Source organism: Klebsiella sp. 2-CIP_Kleb., assembly GCF_050378715.1.
Taxonomy (GTDB): domain Bacteria; phylum Pseudomonadota; class Gammaproteobacteria; order Enterobacterales; family Enterobacteriaceae; genus Klebsiella; species Klebsiella quasipneumoniae.
Map to the genome: position 1 here is coordinate 16,377 of NZ_JBNRLG010000004.1, position 20,472 is coordinate 36,848.

Here is a 20,472-nt window from a genome sequence, read left to right on the forward strand (position 1 = left end):
CCGGGCTCGGTCGCCCGGCGGGTAAGTTTAACTGGCGCCGCCGCCCAGCGACTGCCAGAGGGTGATCCGGTTATTGAGGTCGGTCTGCTGCAGGGACAGCAGCGTATTTTTCGCCGACCACAGCGTGCGCTGAGCGGTGAGCACCGACAGATAATCGCCGACCCCGGCCTGATAGCTCTTCATGGCGATATCCAGCGATGTCTGCTCGGCGGCGACGTACTGCCGCTGGGCATCGAGCTCTTCGCTCAGCGTTTCCCGGCGGGCCAGCGCATCGGCAACGTCCTTAAAGGCGCTCTGAATCGATTTCTCGTAGGTGGCGATCAGCCCCTTTTTCTCCGCTTCCGCATAGCGCAACTGCGCCAGGTTGCTGCCGCCGGTGAACAGCGGCAGGCTGATGGAGGGGGCGAACGACCACACCTGCATCCCGTGGCTGAACAGCGACGACAGCGAGTCGCTGCCGACCCCGGCGCTGGCGGTCAGGGAAATCGACGGGAAGAAGTTCGCTCGCGCCGCGCCGATATCGGCATTGGCGCTCTTCAGATTGTGCTCCGCTTCCTGAATGTCCGGCCGACGCAGCAGCACCGACGACGACACGCCCGCCGGCACCAGCGCGATGCTGTTATCCCCGAGACTCTCGAGAGTGCCGGGCAGCAGGCTCTCCGGCACGGTTTCCCCCGCCAGCAGGTTAATGGCGTTTTTATCCTGCGCCACCAGCGTGCGATAGCTGGCGACGCTGGCGCGCGCCTGCTGATAGACGCTTTCCGCCGAGCTTACATCGCCGGCTGAGGCGGTGCCAACCGCCATCTGGCGGGCGACGATGTTGCGCGAGTTTGCCGCGCTGTCCATGGTCTGCTGCGCCAGCGCCAGATTGCTGTTATCCGTCGCCAGCGTCACCCAGGCGGTGGTCAAATCGGCAATCATCGTCAGTCGGGTATTCTGCGCGGTGAATTCGCTGGCAAGCCAGGTTTCGCGCGCCGCGCGCGACAGGCTCTGGTTCTTGCCAAACAGATCCAGCTCGAAGCTGGAGACCGCGCCGTCGGCCTGCGAAGTTGAGCTCAGGCCGCTGGCCACCGTTTTGCTGCGGGTATGGCTCAGCTCGGCATCAACGGTGGGAAACAGCGACGCCCGCGTCTCGCCGTACTGGGCGCGCGCGGCCTCGATATCGGCCAGCGCCTTTTGCACATCGCGGTTGCTGTTCAGCGCGATACTGACCACTTTTTTCAGCCGCGCGTCATTGACCACTTTCTGCCAGTCGCCGACCACCGCCGTCGATTCGCCGTGCGCCCCGGGCAGGGTGGCCGGCACCGGCGCGGCCGGGCGATCATAATGCGGATCAAGCGAGACGCAGCCCGCGGTCAGGAGCGCGATAAACATAAAACTCAAACGAAACATACTTTACTCCTGAGAAGGACGTTGGCGAGTGAAGAAGCGTTTCACCAGCACGAAGAACAGCGGCACAAAGAACACCGCCAGCAGGGTGGCCGTCAGGGTGCCGCCGATGATGCCGGTGCCGATCGCCACGCGGCTGTTGGCCCCGGCGCCGGTGGCGACGGCCAGCGGCAGCACCCCGGCAATAAACGCCAGCGAGGTCATGACAATGGGGCGCAGACGGGTCTGCGCGGCGCGGATCGCCGCCCGGGAGAGCGAATACCCCTCATCCACGGCGGATTCAGCGAACTCGACGATCAGGATGGCGTTCTTCGACGACAGGCCGATGGTGGTCAGCAGCGCCACCTGGAAGTAAACGTCGTTGCTTAAGCCGCGCAGCGTCGCCGCCAGCGCCGCGCCGAGCAGGCCGAGCGGGATGACCATGATCACCGAGAACGGCACCGACCAGCTCTCATACAGCGCCGCCAGGCACAGGAACACCACCAGAATCGAAATGGCGTACAGGCTCATCGCCTGGCCGCTGGCCAGCTTTTCCTGCAGCGAAATGCCGCTCCACGCCCAGGTGGAGCCCGCCGGCAGGCTGTCGGCCAGCTTTTCCATCTTGTCCATCGCCGCGCCGGAGCTGAAGCCGGCGGCGTTTTCGCCCTGGATCTCAAAGGCGGCGGAGCCGTTGTAGCGCACCAGGCTTTCCGGGCCGTATTGCCAGTGGGTGGTGGCGAAGGCGGAGAACGGCGTCATGCTGTTATCGCTGCCGCGAACGAACCATTTGCCAAGGTCGGAGGGCACCGCGCGCGCGTCGCTCTCGCCCTGGATATAGACCTTCTTCACCCGGCCGCGATCGATAAAGTCATTCACGTAGGTGCCGCCCCAGGCGCTGGAGAGCGTATCGGTCACGTCGCTCAGCGACAGCCCCAGCGAGACCGCTTTGTTGTTATCGATATCCACCTGCAGCTGCGGCATCTGCGGCAGGTCGTTGGCGCGCACCGACTGCAGCTCGCCGCTCTGGTTGGCCGCCGCCAGTAGCTGACTGCGCAGCTTCATCAGGCTGTCGCGGTCGGTACCGCCGCTGGCCATCAGCTCGAAGGTGAAGCCGTTGCTCTGTCCGAGACCGTCCACCGACGGCGGGGTCATGGCGAACAGGGTGGCGTCGCGGATCGCCCCAAGTTCTTTGTTGGCGCGCAGGGCGATGGCCTGGGCGGTATTGTCGTCGCCTTTGCGCTGCGACCAGTTGTTCAGCGACACGAAGGCCATCCCGGCGTTCTGACCGCTGCCGCTAAAGCTGAAGCCGTCGACGGTGAAAATGACGTTGGTATTGGCTTTCTCTTTCGTCAGGAACCAGTCGGTTACCTGGCGGCGCACCTCGGCGGTGCGCACCGCGGTGGCCCCGGCGGGCAGGGTGTACTGGACCATGATCTCGCCCTGGTCCTCCACCGGCAGGAAGCTGCCCGGCAGTTTCCACATCGCCAGCGCCATCGCCCCGCAAATCAGGACGTAAGCGGCCATCATCACCGCGCCCCGGCGCAGGCCGCCGAGCACGCGGCGCTGGTAGCCCGCTTCCGTACGCCCCCACAGGCGGTTAAACGCGCCGAAGAACCCTTTGGTATGAGGCCTGGAGTGGCTGAGCAGCGCGCCGCACAGCGCCGGAGTGAGGGTCAGGGCCACCACCACCGACAGCATCATCGCCGAGATAATGGTCACTGAGAACTGGCGATAGATGACCCCGGTCGAGCCGCCGAAAAAGGCCATCGGCAGAAAGACCGCCGACAGCACCAGGGCGATCGCCACCAGCGCGCCGGAGATTTCGCCCATCGATTTTTCGGTGGCTTCCCGGGCGGGCAGCCCTTCGTCGCGCATAATGCGCTCGACGTTCTCCACCACCACGATGGCGTCGTCCACCAGCAGGCCGATCGCCAGCACCATGGCGAACAGCGTCAGGGTGTTAATCGAGTAGCCGAACAGCGCCAGCACCCCGAAGGTGCCGAGCAGCACCACCGGCACCGCCACCGCCGGAATGAGCGTCGCGCGGAAATTCTGCAGGAACAGATACATCACACAGACCACGAGAACGATCGCTTCGAACAGGGTCTGAATCACGTCCTCGACCGAAATTTTAATAAACTCGGTGCTGTCCTTCGGATAGGCGATATCGTATCCCTGCGGCATCTGACGCTGGAATTCGGCGATCTTGCTTTTCACCAGGGTCGCGGTATCCAGCGCGTTGGCGCCGGGGGCCATCATCACCGCGATCCCGGCGGCCGGATGGCCGTTCAGATTGGCGGTAGCGGTATAATCCTCGCTGCCCATCTCCACCCGCGCGACATCGCTCAGGCGCACCACCGAGCCGTCGGCCTGGCTTTTCACGATGATCGCTTTGAACTGATCGGGGGTTTGCAGCCGCGACTGCGCGCGTACGGTGGCGGTCAGCTGCTGGGCGCTGGACGACGGCAGGGCGCCGATTTTACCGGCGGAGATCTGCACGTTCTGCGCCTCAATCGCCGACTGGACGTCGGAAGGCATCAGCGAGTAGGAGGCGAGTTTGGTCGGATCCATCCAGACGCGCATCGCGTATTCGGCGCCGAACACCTGCAGGCTGCCGACGCCCTCCACGCGCGCCAGCGGATCCTGCAGGTTGCTGACCAGCCAGTCGGAGATATCGGAGCTGGTGGCGCGGTCGGTTTTGTCATACACCGCGAGGATCAGCAGGAAGCTGCTCTGCGATTTTTCCACCGTCACGCCGGACTGCTGGACTTCGCTCGGCAGCCGCGATTCCGCCTGCTGGACTTTGTTCTGCACCTGCACCTGGGCGGTGTCCGGGTCGGTCCCCTGCTCAAAGGTGACGGTGATGCTGACCGAGCCGTCGGAGCTGCTGGTAGAGCTGAAGTAGAGCAGATGGTCGAGGCCGGTAAGCTGCTGCTCGATGACCTGGGTGACGCTGTTCTCCAGGGTTTCGGCAGAGGCGCCGGTATAGGTGGCGGAGATTTTCACCGCCGGCGGGGCGACGTCCGGATACTGGCCCACCGGTAGGGTGCGGATCGCCAGCACGCCGGCGAGCATAATCAGAATGGCGATCACCCAGGCAAAGACCGGGCGACGCACGAAGAAACGGGAGAACATCAGGCGTTGCCTCCGTTATTGTTGACGGCAACGGCCTTCACCGTCTGGCCAGGGGCCACTTTACCGGTGCCTTCGACGATCAGCTTGTCGCCCGCTTTCAGGCCGCTCAGCACCAGCCATTTATCGCCGTAGGTGTCGCCGGTTTCCACGGCGCGCTGCGCAACTTTGTTGTCGGCATCGACCACCAGCGCCGTGGCGTTGCCTTTGGCATCGCGGGTAATCCCCTGCTGCGGGGCGAGGATCGCGTCGTTCATGATGCCTTCATCGATGCGCGCGCGAACAAACATCCCCGGCAACAGGACGTGCTGCGGGTTGGGGAAGATAGCGCGCAGGGTTACCGAGCCGGTGGATTCATCGACGGCGACTTCGGTGAGCGCCAGACGCCCTTTTTCCTGATAGGTGCTGCCATCTTCCAGGGTTAACGTCACGCTGAGGGTGTCGCTGTTGCTGGCCAGGCTTTGTTTGCGTAAGCGCAGGAGATCGACGCTGGATCGCGTCAGATCGACATACATGGTGTCGAGCCCGCGGATCGTCGCCAGCGCGGTATCCTGATCGGCGGAGACCAGCGCCCCCGGCGTGACCGACGAGATGCCGATGCGCCCGGCAATCGGCGCGGTGACGGTGGTCCAGTTCAGGTTGATGCGCGCGCTCTCCAGCGCCGCTTTCTTCGATTCCACGCTGGCCTTGTCCTGGGCGCAGGTGGAGGCGGCGTCGTCGGCATCCTGGCGGGAGACGCCGTTATCCCGGACCAGCGACGCGTAGCGCTGAGCCTTCTGGCAGTCGGAGACTACCAGCGCCTGGGCCTGTTTCAGCGCCGCCGCCGCTTCGTTCCAGGTCGCGCGATAGCTGGAGGGATCGATCTGGTAAAGGGCCTGCCCGGCCTTCACCATATCGCCTTCGGTAAACAGGCGCTTCTGGATGATGCCGCCCACCTGCGGGCGTACTTCGGCGCTGAGCGAGGCGGTGGTGCGGCCGGTGAGCTGGCTGACTACCGGAACCGGCTGGCTTTGCAGAGTGACCACGCCCACTTCCGGCGTGGGTTGCTGCGGGGCAGATGTCTGCGCATTATCGCATCCGCTAAGGAGAAATAATGCTGTCGCGATGGGAGCTATGATGTATTTCATTATATTTTCTCAAGATATAAGACGTCCGCCCCGTTTATTTAAAAACGAGGGAATAGGTTGGGCGCTGAGGCATTTTCGGCTAAGCGAAAATGACAAAAAAGGAACACAGATGTTCCTGAACGTGATTGTTATTGTGTCTCCGCTGAAGCCAACCTCTTCGGCCTTCAGGAGGTGAAAAGTGCATCTCCTCTGGTTTTTTGGTGAGAATGATCATTCTCATTTTTTGCCATTATACGATCCGCCGCGATAATGGAAAGGTTTTTTTGCTTACTTTTAGAACGCAAAAAATTAAGGCAAATAATCATGGAGAAAATAAGAATTTTTTGTGAAAGTGGAGAGGGAAAATAACCATTCGGCATCGCGATACTGGAGATAGTTAATGGCGTTAATCATTACAAAAAGCATTAATCCCGACGATCAACAAGAATTATTCGCCGGTCTGCGGCACTATAATCAGCAGTATCTTGATGCGGCGCAGTTTGGCGATCTGGGGGTTTACTCCCGCGATGCACAAGGGGTGATGCAGGGCGGGCTGATTGCCAAACGCAAAGGCAACTGGCTGTGTATTGAGTATCTGTGGGTCAGCGAGGCGACCCGCGGACGCGGTCTGGGAAGCGAGCTGATGCAGGAGGCGGAGCGGCAGGCGCAGGCGCTGGGCTGCAGCCATCTGCTGGTGGATACCTTTAGCTTCCAGGCGCTGCCGTTTTATCAGAAATTAGGCTATCAGTTGCAGATGTCGCTGCCCGACTTCCCGCACGCGGGGATGCAGCGTCACTATTTGTCGAAAGCGCTGTAACGATCCTGATATCGCCGGGCGGTCAGGTACCGTACCTGTGATTGTGCCGGATGGCGGCATAAATGCCTTATCCGGCCTACACCGTTCTCCCATAGTTTCGCCCCACCCAGGACCGGCAAGCGCAGCGCCGCCGGGCAGGATATCAGGCACGTCACCTGTATTCTTGCCGGGTGGAGCCTGTCGCCTTACCCGTCCTGGGGTTCGTGCGACCTGTTGTTAATTTAACCACTTGCGCGACTGAAACTGCCGGTGCTGGCGGCCTCAAAATCGCTGAGACGTTCCCGGAAGGCCGGGGCAGCCCGCATGGATGCGGGCTGAGGGCCGTGTTTTGCATGGACGCTGCCTCGGCCCGACCCGAAGCCTGCAGGGATAAGTCGAAGGCACCGCGCAGCGGCGATTTTGCTGGCCGGAGCCCGGGGGTACAGGGGGCGGCGGCGACTGGCCACCCCCTGTGCGCTCCCTGCTCCATAAGAGACATAACGCAGAAGATCAACCGGGAGCGCAATCTGCCCGGATATAACACGGGAGTGGTAGCCCTGCTAAACGTTGTGGCCCTGCCAAACATAGTGCGAACAGGGACATTTCCGGTTGTGCCGTTATTTCGCCGTGTGGCGGCTGCGCCTGACCCGGCCTACGACTGTAGCCCTGCTAAGCGTAGCGCGAGCAGGGAAAATCCCGGATGGCGGCGCGTGGCGCCTTATCCGGGCTACAAAAGCTTTTGCCCGTCGGCGGCTGCGCTTAACCCCCGACGCCATGGCCCATCAACGCCAGCGCGTGGCTGACGATGGTCTGGCGGTTGACCGCCTGTAAACGCGGATCGCTGTGGATGCGCGAAAACGGCACCAGCACCAGGCTAATCACCGTGGTAAACAGCAGCTCCGGCGACAGCGCCGGGTTAATCTTGCCCTCCAGCTGCCAGCGGCGCACTGCCTCCAGCATCACCTGAAAACGCTCCTCGCCGAAGCGGGCATCCATATGCTGACGCAGGATCGGCATCTCGCCGATGATCTCCTGCATCCACAGCGGCGCGAACCAGGTGTTCTTCTCCGCCATATGCGCCAGCGTTTCGACCATCATCGTCAGCGCCAGCACCGGGTCCTGCGGATGGTCGACAAAGATGCGGCTGATGTGGTTGCGCAGCGGCATAAAGCGCTCCTCAATCAGCTGCGTCACCAGCGCATCCCGCGAACTGAAATAGTAATGCAGCATCGCCGGCGTTACCCCGGCCTCTTTGGCGATGGCGTTCAACGACACGCGGGCCGCACCGTCGCGGGCAAACAGCGTCAGGGCGATGTCCATCAGCTGTTCGCGGTTGGCGGTACCCGGTTTTTTTCCACGCGGTCGCCCCGGGCGGCGGGGGGCATTCTGATCCTTTTGTGCTGTCATGATATGGCGATCTCTTGACCCGACTCATTCTTTCACTAAATATTAATTATTCGTTTAATTAATTTCAAGCGAGCGTTGTAATGACTTCTCAAATCGCGAATCCACCGGTGCAGTCGATACGCCTGCTGTTCAGCGCATTGCTGTTGGTGATGCTGCTCTCCGCGCTGGATCAGACCATTGTCTCCACCGCGCTGCCGACGATTGTCGGCGAACTGGGGGGGCTGGACAAGCTTTCCTGGGTGGTCACCGCCTATATCCTCAGCTCCACCATCGCGGTGCCGCTGTACGGTAAATTCGGCGATCTGTTCGGTCGCAAAATCGTGCTGCAGGTGGCGATTGGGCTGTTTCTCGTCGGCTCCGCCCTCTGCGGGCTGGCGCAAAACATGACCCAGCTGGTGCTGATGCGCGGCCTGCAGGGGCTCGGCGGCGGCGGCCTGATGGTGATCAGCATGGCGGCGGTGGCCGACGTCATCCCGCCCGCCAACCGCGGCCGCTATCAGGGTCTGTTCGGCGGCGTTTTTGGCCTGGCGACGGTGATCGGCCCGCTGATCGGCGGCTTTCTGGTGCAACACGCCTCCTGGCGCTGGATCTTCTACATCAATCTGCCGCTGGGCCTCTTCGCGCTGCTGGTGATCGGCGCGGTATTCCACAGCAGCAGTAAACGCAGCCAGCATCAGATTGACTGGCTGGGAGCGATTTACCTCAGCATGGCGCTGTTGTGCATCATCCTGTTTACCTCGGAAGGGGGCAGCGTCCATGCCTGGAATGACCCGCAGCTGTGGTGCATTCTGGCCTTCGGCATCGTGGGTGTCATCGGCTTTATCTACGAAGAGCGGATGGCCGCCGAGCCGATTATTCCGCTGTCGCTGTTCCGCAACCGCAGCTTCCTGCTGTGCAGCCTGATCGGCTTCGTCATCGGCATGTCGCTGTTCGGGTCGGTCACCTTCCTGCCGCTCTATCTGCAGGTGGTGAAGGAGGCAACCCCCACCGAGGCCGGGCTGCAGCTGATCCCCCTGATGGGCGGCCTGCTGCTGACCTCGGTTATCAGTGGGCGCATTATCAGCCGGACCGGTAAATATCGCCTGTTTCCGATCCTCGGCACCCTGCTTGGCGTGACCGGCATGGTGCTGCTGACCCGGATCACCATTCACTCGCCGCTGTGGCAGCTGTACCTGTTTACCGGCGTGCTGGGGGCGGGTCTGGGGCTGGTGATGCAGGTGCTGGTCCTGGCGGTGCAGAACGCGATGCCGGCGAAGCTGTACGGCGTGGCCACTTCCGGCGTGACCCTGTTCCGCTCGATCGGCGGCTCCATCGGCGTGGCGCTGTTTGGCGCGGTGTTCACACACGTACTGCAGAGCAACCTGCAAAAGCTGTTGCCGGAAGGCGCGGTACTGCCGCCGGGAATGAATCCGGTGGCGGTGCAGCACCTGCCCGCGGATATCCGCCTCGACTATCTCGACGCCTTCGGCGCGGCGATCCACGCGGCGTTCCTGATGGCGGCCGGCATTATGGCGGTGGCGTTTGTCCTCTCCTGGCTGTTAAAGGAGGCGCCGCTGAAGACCGCGACGCACTAAGCGGCCCCGGCGATGCGCAGCAGCGCCTGACGCAGCGCCGGCGCGGCAAAATCGATAAATTTTCGCAGCTTAAGCGGCGCCAGGTCCCGCGCGGTATACAGCAAATGGACCGGCGCCGGTTCCGGCTCGACGCGTTCCAGCAGCAGACGGAGCTCACCCTGTCGCAGGCCGTCCAGCGCCTGATAGTGCAGTAAGCGAGCTACGCCCACCCCCAGCCGCGCGGCATCAGCAGCGCTCTCCGGCGTGGTGACCGATAGCGCCGGCGGCAGATTAATTAGCTGGTCCTCGCGCTCAGCGGCGCGAAAGCGCCAGCCGCGATAGGGCATCGGCGATTCAATACGGATGATCGGCAGCGCCGCCAGATCGCGCGGCCGCTGCGGCTCGCCGTATTTCGCCAGCAGCGCCGGATGGGCGCAGGCCACAATGCGCATCCTGCCGAGGCGGGTGGCCACCATGCTGCTGTCCGCCAGGTCGCCAATCCGCACCGCCAGATCGATATGGTCGCCCACCAGGTCGGCGTTACGATCGCTGAGCAGCAAACGGACGCGAATTTGCGGGTAACGGGCGATAAATTCAGCGATCACCGGGAGAACGTGCTGGCGTCCAAACATCGTCGGCGCAGAGATCACCAGCTCGCCTTTCGGCTCCTGATACTCGCCCGTCGCCTGGCGCTCGGCGTTTTCCACCTCCTCGAGGATCCGCCGCGCGGCGGCGACATAATCGACCCCAGCGTCGGTGAGCGTCAGTTTGCGGGTGGTCCGCGCCAGCAGGCGCACCCCCAGCGCGTTCTCCAGCTCGCCGATATGGCGGCTGACGGTGGTCAACGGCATATTCAGCGCCCGCGCCGCCGCTGACATACTCCCCAGCTCGGTCACTTTCACCAGCAGCGCCATCGCGCTTAATCGATCCATTATTCTCCCGATTTTTGGAAAGATGATTGCCACTAAATCAGTATTATCATTTTTCGCAGTACAGTCCATGATGGCGCCAGACAACAGGAGGCGCTATGGCAGCAACCTTTCTCGATATCGCCATCACCCCGGACGTGATGGATGTGCAGCATGAAATGGGCAGCGACCAGCTGTGGCAAACGCCGCATAGCCGCCGCCAGGCCGACCGCTTCGGCGACAGCGAAGCGGGGATGATCGCCACCCGCGACAGCTTCTATCTGGCGACGGTGTCGCAGAGCGGCTGGCCCTATGTCCAGCACCGCGGCGGCCCGCCGGGGTTTCTGCATCTGCTGGATGACACCACCCTGGCGATGGCGGATTTCGGCGGTAACCGTCAGTACATCACCACCGGCAACCTGCGCGGCAGCGACCGGGCCTGCCTGTTTTTGATGGATTATCCACGCCGTGCCAGGCTGAAAATCTACGCCACCGTCGAGGTCGTGGCGGCAGAGGACCACCCGCAGCTGCTGGCGCAGGTGGCGCCGGCCAACTATCGCGCCCGCATCGAGCGCCTGTTTCTCTTTCATCTGCAGGCGTTTGACTGGAACTGCCCGCAGCACATTACGCCGCGCTACAGCGCGCAGCAGGTGGCGGAGTACAGCCAGAACCTGCAGCAACGTATTCATGACCTGGAGCAGGAGAATCAGCGCCTGCAGCAGCAATTAGCCCGCAGAGGAGAGTCAGCATGACCGAACAACGTCCCCCGTTACCGCCGTTTACCCGTGACAGCGCTATCCAGAAGGTTCGCGCCGCAGAAGATGGCTGGAACAGCCGCGATGCCGAAAAAGTCGCTCTGGCCTACACCGTGGACAGCGAATGGCGCAACCGCAGCGAGTTTGTTCATGGCAGGAGGGAAATTGTCGAATTCCTGCAGCGAAAATGGCGCAAAGAGCAGCAATATCGGCTGATTAAGGAGCTGTGGGCATGGCAGGAAAATCGTATCGCCGTGCGCTTCGCCTACGAGTGGTGCGACGACAGCGGCAACTGGTTTCGCTCGTACGGCAATGAAAACTGGGAGTTTGATAAGCATGGACTGATGCAGACGCGCTACGCCTGCATCAACGATCTGCCGATCGCTGAAAGCGAGCGCCTGTTCCACTGGCCCCAGGGGCGTCGCCCGGACGATCATCCGGGGCTCAGCGATCTGGGGCTGTAAAACCGGCGCTGCGCGACGGATTAATCGGCTTTCGGGAAGTCGACCACCGTGTCGTTAACCCGGTTCACCATGTTGGTGAACAGGATCGCGCTGATGGCGCTGATAATCTCAATCACCTGCTGGTCACTAAACCCGGCGTTGCGTAGCGCGGCGACGTCGGCTTCCGGCAGCGTACCGGTGGTGGTGACCAGAGTCTGCGCAAATTTCACCAGCGCATCAAGCTGTGTCTCTTCCGCATACGCCCCGCGGCGCAGGGCGTGGATCTGCTCGCTGCTGAAGCCGGCTTTTTTCGCCATCAGGGTGTGCGCGGCCAGGCAGTAGTCACAGCCGGTGGCTTCGCTGACTGACAGATTAATCGCCTCCAGCTGTTGGGCGCTGAGGCTGCCTTTATGGAGCATCGCATTGTGCGCCAGCGCCTGCTGCAACGCCGCCGGCGAGTGGCCGCCGATGGTCAGGTAGGCGTTTGGCACTTTGCCCATCGCTTTTTTGATCCCGGCGAAAATATCGGCGGCTTTGCCGGTGGCGTCTTGTTCACGGATATCAGCTAAACGGCTCATAGTTAACTCCTGTTGTTATCGAGGGTGTGTGTTGGCATTGGGGTCATCTTAGGCCGTTGCCGCATGCTAGACTGGCGGTCTTCGTCTCACCTTTTTGTCTTATCGTCTCAGGAGAAGCATGGACAGTCTCAGTCATCTGCTGGCGCTGCTGGCGCCGCGCTGCGAAGTGAACCTGCACTGTCGCTTCGGCGGCCGCTGGCAGGCCGGGCACCAGCAAATGCGCAGCGGCGTGGTGCCGTGGCACGTGGTGCTGCGCGGTGAGGGGCGGCTTAACGTCGGCGGCCTGACTCATCACCTGCGCGCGGGAGATGTGGTCCTCCTGCCGCACGGTTCGCCGCATCTGATGGAGAGCCTGGTGGAGTGGGGCCAGGTGCTGCCGGTAGCGCACCGGTTTAACGGCACGGTGACGGAAATGCGCGCCGGCCCGGCGGAGGGGGCGCTGGAGATGCTGTGCGGCGAATTTTATTTTGGTCCGCACGTTAGCTGGCTGTTCACTGAGGCATCGACGCTGATCCATCTCCATACCGATACGCGCGAAGACTGCCCGGAGCTGCAGCCGTTGCTTAACATACTGGTCCGCGAAAGCCTGGCGCAGCGTCCCGGCGGCAGCGCTATCGTGCGCAGCCTCGGCGATACGCTGCTGGTGCTGCTGCTGCGCATGCTGCTTGGCGAGCAGCAGCCGCCCGGCGGGCTGCTGCGTCTGATGAGCGATGAACGCCTGATGCCGGCGGTGCTGGCGGTGATGGCAACCCCGGAGCAGCCGTGGACGCTGGAAACCATGGCCGCCCGCGCCTTTCTGTCGCGGGCCACCTTTGCCCGTCATTTTTCCCGCGTTTATCACCTGACGCCGCAGGCGTGGCTGTCGCAGCTGCGAATGGCGCTGGCCGCCCGGCTGCTGCGCCTCAAGCGTCAGACCAACCTCGAGGTGATTGCCGAACGCTGCGGCTTTCAGTCGCTGGCGTCCTTCTCGAAGCGTTTCAAAATGCGCTATGGCGTGACGCCGGGCGAGTGGCGACGGGGCTAGTGCTTCGCTCTGGGGAAGATGATTTTATTTCCGGTTGCGTGGTTTGCTGTTTATTACCCCACCCGAAAGTCGCTATAGTTTTGCACGAAAAAAACAATGACAGTCAGGACGGACAGGGTGAAGAGGATGAGATTACGTTTACGTGCCGCCGCCGCGGTAATGCTGGCGGGTCTGGCGCTGGTCGGCTGCGACCAAAAGAGTAATGAAGCGAAGCACATTAAGGTCGGCGTGATTAATGGCGCTGAACAGGATGTGGCGGAAGTGGCGAAGAAGGTGGCCAAAGAGAAGTATGGTCTGGAGGTTGAGCTGGTGGGGTTCAGCGGCTCGCTGTTGCCTAACGAATCGACCAACGCCGGGGATCTGGACGCCAACGTCTTCCAGCATCGGCCTTTCCTTGAGCAGGACAACAAAGCGCATAACTACCATCTGGTGGCGGTCGGCAATACCTTCGTCTTCCCGATGGCCGGCTATTCGCGCAAGATCAAGTCAGTCGCCGAACTGAAAGACGGCGCGACAATCGCCATCCCCAACGACCCGACCAATCTCGGGCGGGCGCTGCTGCTGTTGCAAAAAGAGAAGCTGATTACCCTCAAAGCCGGCACCGGCCTGCTGCCGACGGCGGTGGATATCACCGACAACCCGCATCACCTGAGAATTATGGAGCTGGAAGGGGCGCAGCTGCCGCGCGTACTCGACGATCCTAAAGTCGACGTGGCCATCATCAGCACCACCTACCTGCAGCAAACCGGGCTGTCGCCGGTTCGCGATGGCATCTTTATCGAAGATAAAAACTCGCCCTACGTGAACATCATCGTGACCCGTGAAGACAATAAAGACGCGGAAAACGTGAAGGAGTTTATGCAGTCGTACCAGTCGCCGGAGGTGGCGAAGGCGGCAGAGACTATCTTCAACGGCGGCGCGGTGCCGGGCTGGTAAGCCAACACACAGGGAGAGGCGCGTATGGTACGCCAACGGCAGGCTGACCTGCTGCTGATTGCCGCGACGGTGATTGCCGCCTGCGGCTGGATTTTTTCCCGCGAGGCGATCGCCGGCATGCCGGTATTCGCGTTCCTTGGGCTGCGCTTTTTTTTCGCCGCCCTGCTGCTGCTGCCGTTCTGCCGCGGGTTTCGCCCGCAAAAGCAGCACTGGCCAAAGCTCATCATCAGCGGGCTGTGGTTTGCGCTCAACCTCTGCCTGTGGATCTACTCGGTCTCCACGACGGCGTCGCTCGGCGAAGGGGCGTTTATTATGAGCCTGTCGATGATGTTCGTCCCGCTGACCGCGTGGGTGATGATGAAGGTGCGTCCGCCGCGGGCCTGGTGGGAGTGCCTGCCGATCGCGGTGGTGGGCCTGGGCCTGCTCAGCCTGCACATGCCGATAGCCTTCCATCCCAGCCAGGGCTGGTTTTTGCTGACGGCGCTGGTGCAGTCGATCTGGTTCTGTTACACCAGCCGCTGCGCGCGTGAAGTACCGCTGATCCCCCTGACCACCGTGCAGCTGGCGATCACTGGTATCGTCGGGTTGACCATCTCCGCTGCCGTTGAACGCTGGGACCAGCCGATGACCCTGCCGACCTTCGGCTGGCTGGTGGCCAGCATAGTCATCGCCACCAGCCTGCGCTTCGGTCTGCAGATGAAGGGGCAAAAGTACGCGGCGGTGGCCAGCGCGGCGATCATTATGGTGCTCGAACCGCTGCTGACGGTCATTGCCGCCGCGCTGTGGTACGGCGAACAGCTGCCGCTGCAGAAAATTATCGGCGGCGTGCTGATCCTGGTTGCCCAGCTGTGGTTCCGCTGGCGAATGCTTAAGCCGTAGCCTGCCCGGTGCGCGGCTGCGCCATCAATTGCAGCAGCGGCACCAGCGACAGCCCGTCCGGCATTTCGCCGCGGGCGATCAGCTGGTTTATCTCCTCAAAGGTAAACCAGCCGGTTTCCATTACCTCATCCTGATCCGCATCCATCCCCACCCAGCGTAAACCGGTAGCCAGCCAGGTGATAAACAGCTGATCGCTGCTGCCGTAGGAGGGGTTGAAGCGAATGATCTCCTCGACGCGTTGCGCCTGCCAGCCGGTCTCTTCCCGCAGCTCGCGCAGCGCGGCCGCCGCCGGATCTTCCCCTTCGTCAACGCCGCCAGACGGAATGGCCCACACCACCTTGTCGATCAGGTAGCGGTAGTGGCGAATCAGCAGCACTTTGCCCTCCTGGATAGCCACAACCCCCACCGCCGGGCGGGGATAGTGAATGGCGTAAAAGTCGCGGCGCTCGCCGGGGGCGATATCAATACCCACCTTGCGCATGCTGAACCACGGCGTCTCGGCGATGACCTGCGGGTCGTGCATATCGGCGGCGGTCAGTTTTTTCTTCATCCTGCCACTCCTGTCAAAAATGGAGCCTTCAGAACAACATAGCCGGAGACGGATAGCAATCGCCGCAGGTTGGCCCGATTTCATCGATCCTTGCCCAAATGCCCCTATTGCGCCAGGCTGGTACTCATTACGATGTTCGTCAAATCACCCCCTGAGGAACGCCGACATGAACATCACCCATATCCGTAACGCGACCCAGATTATTGAATACGCCGGGAAAAAGTTTCTGATCGATCCGATGCTGGCGGACAAAGGCGCCTGGCCGGGTTTTCCGGGCACCGCGCGCAGCGAGCTGCGCAACCCGCTGGTGGCCTTGCCTTTTTCCCGCGATAACATTATCGACGTTGACGCAGTGATCGTCACCCACACCCATGACGATCACTGGGACGAGGCGGCGATCGCCGCGATCCCGAAAACCCTGCCGGTGTTCGTCCAGCACGAGGCCGACGGTGCGCTGCTGCGCAGCCAGGGATTCCAGGATATCCGCCTGCTGATGGCAGACAGCGAATTTGCCGGCGTGCGCCTGCTGAAAACCACCTCCGGCCAGCACGGCAGCGATCGCACCTACGCGGTGCCGGCGATGGCCGAACGCCTGGGCGAGGCCTGCGGCGTGCTGTTTCGCCATCCGCAGGAGAAGACGCTGTGGCTGGTGGGGGATACCATCTGGCGTGATGAAATTGCGGCCGACCTGCTGAAGCTGCGCCCGGACGTGGTGGTCCTCAACGCCGGCTATGCCCACGTCATCGGCTTTGGCCCGATTATCATGGGCAAAGAGGATCTCCTGAACGTACACTTCACCCTGCCGGAAGCGAAAATCATGGCTATCCACCTCGAGGCGGTCAACCACTGCCTGGTGAGTCGGGAAGAGATGCGCCAGTATGCGCTGGATAATCAGATTGCCGAGGTCGTGTGTATCCCGCAGGATGGGGAAACCGTGGTTTATTAACGTGCGCAAGGGGAAAGGACGATGAAGCTCACCGACGTGGCGATTGTTGCCGTAGAGGGCTTTAGCCCGTTTCATTACGCCGTTCCCTGCATGCTGTTTGGCGATTCGGTCTCTGAAAACAAACGCTTTAATCTGCACATTTGCGCCGAGCGACCGGGGCTGCTGCGCGCCCGCGACGGCTTCGCGCTGTACGCCAGCGGCGATTACGCCGTACTGGAACAGGCGGATATCGTGGTGGTGCCTTACTGGGGCGAGGTCGACCGGCGCCCGCCGCAGGCGCTGCTTGATAGCCTGGTGCGGGCCCGGAATAACGGCGCGGAAATCGTCGGTCTGTGCCTGGGCGCGTTCGTCCTTGGCTACGCCGGGCTGCTGGACGGGAAACGCGCGGCGACCCACTGGGAGTTTGAGCAGGATTTTCAGCACCGGTTTCCGCAGGTGCGGCTGGATATCAACGCCCTGTACGTCGACGATCAGCGGATCATTACTTCAGCGGGCACCGCGGCGGCGCTCGACTGTTGCCTCTACATTATCCGCCAGCGTTACGGCAGCCTCGCGGCCAACCAGATCGCCCGGCGGCTGATTGTTTCGCCGCACCGCGAGGGCGGCCAGGCGCAGTTCATCGCTCAGCCGGTGCCGAAAAATACCCGCGATGCGCGAATCAACTGCCTGCTGGATTATCTGCAGCAGCATATTGCCGAGCCGCATAATCTCGATTCGCTGGCCCGGGTGGTGGCGATGAGCCGCCGCAGCCTGACCCGCCACTTCGCCCGGGCGACCGGGATGAGCATCACCGACTGGCTGACCGCCGAACGCCTGCGCCGCAGCCAGAGCCTGCTTGAGGCGGGGGATCTGCCGGTCGAGCAGGTGGCGGAGGCGGTGGGTTATCTCTCTGCCGTCACCTGGCGTCAGCAGTTTAAGGCGCGCTTTGGCGTCAGTCCGACCGAATGGCGGCGTACCTTCCGCCGCGGCGCTTAGCCGCCGAGGGTCGCGCTGTCGATCACGAAGCGGTATTTCACGTCACCCTTGACCATTCTTTCCCAGGCTTCGTTGATCTCATCGCCGCGGATCAGTTCGATATCGGCGACGATGCCGTGTTCAGCGCAGAAGTCGAGCATCTCCTGGGTTTCCGCGATCCCGCCAATCATCGACCCGGCAATTGACCGGCGGCGGATGATCAGATTGAACACTTCCGGCGACGGATGCGGTGTGGCCGGCGCGCCTACCAGCGTCATGGTGCCATCGCGCTTCAGCAGCGTGGTGAAGGCATCGAGATTATGCGGCGCCGCCACGGTGTTGAGGATGAAATCGAAGCTTTTAACGTGGGCCGCCATTTCCTCTTCGTTACGCGACACCACCACTTCATCAGCGCCTAGCGCTCTGGCCGCACTACGCTTGGATTCGGAGGTGGTAAAGGCCACCACGTGGGCCCCCATGGCGTGGGCCAACTTGATTCCCATATGTCCAAGGCCGCCAATGCCAACCACGCCGACTTTTTTACCCGGCCCGGCGTGCCAGTGGCGCAGCGGCGAGTAGGTTGTGATCCCGGCGCACAGCAGCGGCGCGACGGCGGCCAGCTGTGCTTCGGGATGAGTTATCCGCAGCACGTAGTGTTCTTTGACCACGATCTGCTGTGAATAGCCGCCCAGGGTGTGGCCCGGCGCGTCCTGGGTCGGTCCGTTGTAGGTCAGCACCATATGGTCGCAGTAGTTCTCCAGCCCTTCAGCGCACTCCTCGCACTGTTGACAGCTATCGACCATGCAGCCGACGCCCACCAGATCGCCGACGGCGTAGCGCGAGACGGCCTCGCCGACCGCGGTGACCCGGCCCACAATTTCATGCCCCGGCACGCAGGGGTAGAGCGTTCCGGCCCATTCCGATCGCGCCTGGTGGAGATCGGAGTGGCAGACGCCGCAGTAGGCGATGGCGATCTGCACATCCTGCGGCCCCGGTTCGCGGCGGGTGATGGCCATTGATTCCAGCGGTTGGCTGGCGGAGTAGGTACCTATAGCGTTGATCAGCATAGCGAAACCTCTTGATTATATCGGTGTTAAAACGGGCGGACGGAGGTGAGCGTTTTTTGCGCGGTAAAGATAAGCGTAGCCTGGAGCGCCCGGGATGCGAGACGGGTAGCTCAAAGCGTTAAAACCGCTCCTCACCGGGTGAGGAGCAGACTTTTCAGGGGGCGACTGGCGTCAGATAGTCCAGGCGCAGTGGCTCGGCGAGCAGGGAATCCATCTCGCCAATAAAGGCCTGAAAGTAGGGTTGGTCGATATGCTCATCCAGCGCCTGCTGGTCACGCCAGGACTCACGCATGTAGAAGGTATCCGGCGCGTCGCGCAGCTGGAACAGCGCGTAGTCAAGATTGCCCGGCTCTTGTCTCGTCGGCAGGAGCAGACCCTGCAGGACCTTGCGCAGCGCGTCCGTTTGGCCTGGTTTCGCCTTGAGCACGGCGAGAAGGGTTATCATCTTAAAATCCCTCCAGCACAATCTTGCCCACTGCGCGTCCGGTTTCCAGCTGGCGATGCGCTTTCTGCAGATTGTCGGCGGTGATAGCGCCGTAGTGTTCGCCGAGTGTGGTTTTGATCGTGTGGTTGTCGATCAGGGCCGCCACGCGGGTTAGCAACTGATGCTGGGCGATCATGTCATCCGTCTCAAACATTGAGCGGGTGAACATAAATTCCCAGTGCAGGGACAGGCTTTTGGCTTTCAGCGGCACCACGTCCAGGGTCTCCGGGTCATCAATCAGCGCCAGCTTGCCCTGCGGGGCGAGGGCGTCGATCAGCGCGTTGAAGTGCTGGTCGGTGTTGGTCAGGCTGGCGACATGGGTCACCGCGTTGATGCCGATGCGCGCCAGCTCGTCGGAGAGCGGCTTGCTGTGATCGATAACATGGTGCGCGCCCGCCTCGCGGACCCAGCGTTGGCTCTCCGGACGCGAGGCGGTGCCGATCACCGTCATGGCGGTCAGTTTGCTGGCCAGCTGGGTCAGGATCGACCCTACGCCGCCCGCCGCGCCGACGATCAGCAGCGTGTCGCCCGCGTTGCCGCCTTCCGTGACGCCAAGACGGTGAAACAGCAGCTCCCAGGCGGTGATAGCCGTCAGCGGCAGCGCGGCGGCGGAGGCGTTATCGAGGGTGCGCGGTTTGTGGGCCACCAGGCGCTCATCCACCAGCTGATATTCACTGTTGCTGCCGGCCCGGCCCAGGGCGCCGGCGTACCAGACCTCATCGCCTGGTGCGAACAGCGTCACTTCCTCACCGACGGACTGCACCACGCCAACGGCGTCCCAGCCCAGCACCCGCGGCGTGTCGCCCTGGAAGCCGGCGCGCACTTTGGTGTCCACCGGATTGACCGAGACCGCCTTCACGGCAACCAGCAGGTCACGCCCGTGGGCGGAAGGGACCGGCAGGTCGATCTCGGTTAAAAAAGGGATATTGTCGCCGTCAGCGGCGGCTTGAGTAATGGCGATAGCTTTCATAACTGCTCCGGTCTGTGAATCGGGTGAATAAAGCGATGACGCGATAGTAGACCGGCGCCGGGAGGGGAAAAACGGGTTAACGGCAATAACAGTTATATGCAGAAAGTGAAAATCAGCCCACCTGATAGAAATCGAGCATCACCCCATCCTGAGTACGTCCGCCCGCGCAGATAAACAGCGAGGTGGTTAGCCAGCTGAGCGCGGGGGTATCCACCTCGAAGGTGGGGACGGTGCGAAAATAGATTTCTTCCGGCGGAATAGTGCTAAAAAAGCGCATATCGTCGGCGAACAGCTGGTCATGATAGCGGGCCGGCACCCGGCGAATACCGTGGTTTTCCACGTACACCGTTCCTTCCTCCACCTGCAGGGCATAGCGGGCGGATAGCCTGCACGTGCCGTCGGGCTCGATAATCTGGCTGTCGACGCCGCCGGGCAGCACGTGGCCGCGAAGTTGACCCGAAACGCTACCGCCGAGAATCGGGATCAGCTGACGCTTGCCGGTTTGCGGACTGCGGGAAACGATTATCGGTTTATCAACCTGGATGGTAATGGAAAAACAGTGTCTCAGTTCGGGGGTCATCATGGCTCTCCTGTTTCGGTTGGCAACGGCACGCGG

The 20,472-nt window shown here is 62.1% G+C and carries 22 protein-coding genes; 10 read left to right on the plus strand and 12 right to left on the minus strand.

Annotation, left to right across the window (positions count from 1 at the left end):
* Positions 1 to 27 precede the first annotated feature (27 nt).
* The 3 genes from eefC to eefA are packed head-to-tail and all read right to left on the minus strand — an operon-like array spanning position 28 to position 5,627.
* Entirely contained in the window at positions 28 to 1,392 is a 1,365-nt protein-coding gene (eefC, locus tag ACQUTP_RS15265) for a multidrug efflux RND transporter outer membrane subunit EefC (protein WP_285756180.1), read from the minus strand.
* 3 nt (positions 1,393 to 1,395) lie between these two features.
* Positions 1,396 to 4,503 (minus strand): multidrug efflux RND transporter permease subunit EefB, encoded by a 3,108-nt coding sequence (gene eefB, locus ACQUTP_RS15270; RefSeq protein ID WP_428902437.1) that lies wholly within the window; start codon positions 4,501 to 4,503, stop codon positions 1,396 to 1,398.
* A complete protein-coding gene (gene eefA / locus ACQUTP_RS15275) occupies positions 4,503 to 5,627 on the minus strand; it encodes a multidrug efflux RND transporter periplasmic adaptor subunit EefA (protein ID WP_032456753.1) in 1,125 nt (374 codons plus the stop codon). Before eefA ends, eefB begins: the two co-directional genes overlap by 1 nt.
* Before the next feature lie 206 nt (positions 5,628 to 5,833).
* On the opposite strand from eefA, the gene ACQUTP_RS15280 reads away from it, so the two are divergent.
* The gene (locus ACQUTP_RS15280; protein WP_032426094.1) at positions 5,834 to 5,956 is read left to right on the plus strand and encodes a hypothetical protein; all 123 of its coding nucleotides are present in this window, start codon (positions 5,834 to 5,836) and stop codon (positions 5,954 to 5,956) included.
* On the opposite strand, the gene ACQUTP_RS15285 is transcribed toward ACQUTP_RS15280, so the two are convergent.
* Positions 5,916 to 6,032: a hypothetical protein gene (locus ACQUTP_RS15285; protein ID WP_032431163.1), complete on the minus strand. Its 117-nt coding sequence runs from the start codon at positions 6,030 to 6,032 to the stop codon at positions 5,916 to 5,918. The genes ACQUTP_RS15280 and ACQUTP_RS15285 overlap by 41 nt on opposite strands.
* On the opposite strand from ACQUTP_RS15285, the gene ACQUTP_RS15290 reads away from it, so the two are divergent.
* Complete coding sequence (locus tag ACQUTP_RS15290) at positions 6,007 to 6,423, plus strand: GNAT family N-acetyltransferase (protein ID WP_004205120.1); 417 nt, start codon at positions 6,007 to 6,009, stop codon at positions 6,421 to 6,423. The two genes, ACQUTP_RS15285 and ACQUTP_RS15290, sit on opposite strands and share 26 nt — an antisense overlap.
* Before the next feature lie 738 nt (positions 6,424 to 7,161).
* On the opposite strand, the gene ACQUTP_RS15295 is transcribed toward ACQUTP_RS15290, so the two are convergent.
* A complete protein-coding gene (locus ACQUTP_RS15295; protein ID WP_032456747.1) occupies positions 7,162 to 7,809 on the minus strand; it encodes a TetR/AcrR family transcriptional regulator in 648 nt (215 codons plus the stop codon).
* An 80-nt stretch (positions 7,810 to 7,889) separates the two neighbouring features.
* Between ACQUTP_RS15295 and ACQUTP_RS15300 the strand changes: the two genes are divergently transcribed.
* The gene (locus tag ACQUTP_RS15300) at positions 7,890 to 9,383 is read left to right on the plus strand and encodes an MDR family MFS transporter (RefSeq protein WP_306738482.1); all 1,494 of its coding nucleotides are present in this window, start codon (positions 7,890 to 7,892) and stop codon (positions 9,381 to 9,383) included.
* Here the strand turns inward: ACQUTP_RS15300 and ACQUTP_RS15305 are convergent.
* A complete protein-coding gene (locus ACQUTP_RS15305; RefSeq protein WP_004205115.1) occupies positions 9,380 to 10,294 on the minus strand; it encodes a LysR substrate-binding domain-containing protein in 915 nt (304 codons plus the stop codon). The genes ACQUTP_RS15300 and ACQUTP_RS15305 overlap by 4 nt on opposite strands.
* 95 nt (positions 10,295 to 10,389) lie before the next feature.
* On the opposite strand from ACQUTP_RS15305, the gene ACQUTP_RS15310 reads away from it, so the two are divergent.
* Complete coding sequence (locus tag ACQUTP_RS15310) at positions 10,390 to 11,022, plus strand: pyridoxamine 5'-phosphate oxidase family protein (RefSeq protein ID WP_023319359.1); 633 nt, start codon at positions 10,390 to 10,392, stop codon at positions 11,020 to 11,022.
* A complete protein-coding gene (locus ACQUTP_RS15315) occupies positions 11,019 to 11,489 on the plus strand; it encodes a DUF1348 family protein (RefSeq protein ID WP_004205113.1) in 471 nt (156 codons plus the stop codon). The genes ACQUTP_RS15310 and ACQUTP_RS15315 overlap by 4 nt, the downstream gene beginning before the upstream one ends.
* 20 nt (positions 11,490 to 11,509) lie before the next feature.
* Here ACQUTP_RS15315 and ACQUTP_RS15320 read toward each other — a convergent pair whose 3' ends face one another.
* Positions 11,510 to 12,046 carry a carboxymuconolactone decarboxylase family protein gene (locus tag ACQUTP_RS15320; protein WP_004205112.1) on the minus strand — a complete coding sequence of 179 codons (537 nt, stop codon included), beginning with the start codon at positions 12,044 to 12,046 and terminating at the stop codon, positions 11,510 to 11,512.
* A gap of 118 nt (positions 12,047 to 12,164) precedes the next feature.
* On the opposite strand from ACQUTP_RS15320, the gene ACQUTP_RS15325 reads away from it, so the two are divergent.
* The 3 genes from ACQUTP_RS15325 (at position 12,165) to ACQUTP_RS15335 (ending at position 14,885) form a co-directional block, all read left to right on the plus strand.
* A complete protein-coding gene (locus ACQUTP_RS15325) occupies positions 12,165 to 13,070 on the plus strand; it encodes an AraC family transcriptional regulator (protein WP_306738481.1) in 906 nt (301 codons plus the stop codon).
* Between the two features lie 126 nt (positions 13,071 to 13,196).
* Positions 13,197 to 14,006, plus strand: a complete 810-nt coding sequence (gene nlpA, locus ACQUTP_RS15330; protein WP_017900755.1) for a lipoprotein NlpA — start codon at positions 13,197 to 13,199, stop codon at positions 14,004 to 14,006.
* Between the two features lie 24 nt (positions 14,007 to 14,030).
* A complete protein-coding gene (locus ACQUTP_RS15335) occupies positions 14,031 to 14,885 on the plus strand; it encodes a DMT family transporter (RefSeq protein WP_004205109.1) in 855 nt (284 codons plus the stop codon).
* Here the strand turns inward: ACQUTP_RS15335 and ACQUTP_RS15340 are convergent.
* Complete coding sequence (locus ACQUTP_RS15340) at positions 14,875 to 15,435, minus strand: NUDIX hydrolase (RefSeq protein WP_004205107.1); 561 nt, start codon at positions 15,433 to 15,435, stop codon at positions 14,875 to 14,877. The genes ACQUTP_RS15335 and ACQUTP_RS15340 overlap by 11 nt on opposite strands.
* Positions 15,436 to 15,601: 166 nt before the next feature.
* Here ACQUTP_RS15340 and ACQUTP_RS15345 point away from each other — a divergent pair, with 166 nt between their 5' ends.
* Both ACQUTP_RS15345 and ACQUTP_RS15350 read left to right on the plus strand, forming a co-directional pair.
* On the plus strand, positions 15,602 to 16,381 hold the full coding sequence (locus tag ACQUTP_RS15345) for an MBL fold metallo-hydrolase (RefSeq protein ID WP_130945284.1): 780 nt from the start codon (positions 15,602 to 15,604) through the stop codon (positions 16,379 to 16,381).
* 21 nt (positions 16,382 to 16,402) lie between these two features.
* Entirely contained in the window at positions 16,403 to 17,356 is a 954-nt protein-coding gene (locus ACQUTP_RS15350; RefSeq protein ID WP_069135558.1) for a GlxA family transcriptional regulator, read from the plus strand.
* On the opposite strand, the gene ACQUTP_RS15355 is transcribed toward ACQUTP_RS15350, so the two are convergent.
* From ACQUTP_RS15355 to ACQUTP_RS15370, 4 genes are all read right to left on the minus strand, one after another.
* On the minus strand, positions 17,353 to 18,402 hold the full coding sequence (locus tag ACQUTP_RS15355) for an NAD(P)-dependent alcohol dehydrogenase (RefSeq protein ID WP_285756171.1): 1,050 nt from the start codon (positions 18,400 to 18,402) through the stop codon (positions 17,353 to 17,355). The genes ACQUTP_RS15350 and ACQUTP_RS15355 overlap by 4 nt on opposite strands.
* A 154-nt stretch (positions 18,403 to 18,556) precedes the next feature.
* Entirely contained in the window at positions 18,557 to 18,847 is a 291-nt protein-coding gene (locus tag ACQUTP_RS15360) for a putative quinol monooxygenase (protein ID WP_004205103.1), read from the minus strand.
* Position 18,848: 1 nt separating this feature from the next.
* Positions 18,849 to 19,856 (minus strand): zinc-binding alcohol dehydrogenase family protein, encoded by a 1,008-nt coding sequence (locus ACQUTP_RS15365; RefSeq protein WP_004205102.1) that lies wholly within the window; start codon positions 19,854 to 19,856, stop codon positions 18,849 to 18,851.
* Between the two features lie 112 nt (positions 19,857 to 19,968).
* On the minus strand, positions 19,969 to 20,436 hold the full coding sequence (locus ACQUTP_RS15370) for a DUF3237 domain-containing protein (protein WP_032456750.1): 468 nt from the start codon (positions 20,434 to 20,436) through the stop codon (positions 19,969 to 19,971).
* Positions 20,437 to 20,472 lie beyond the last annotated feature (36 nt).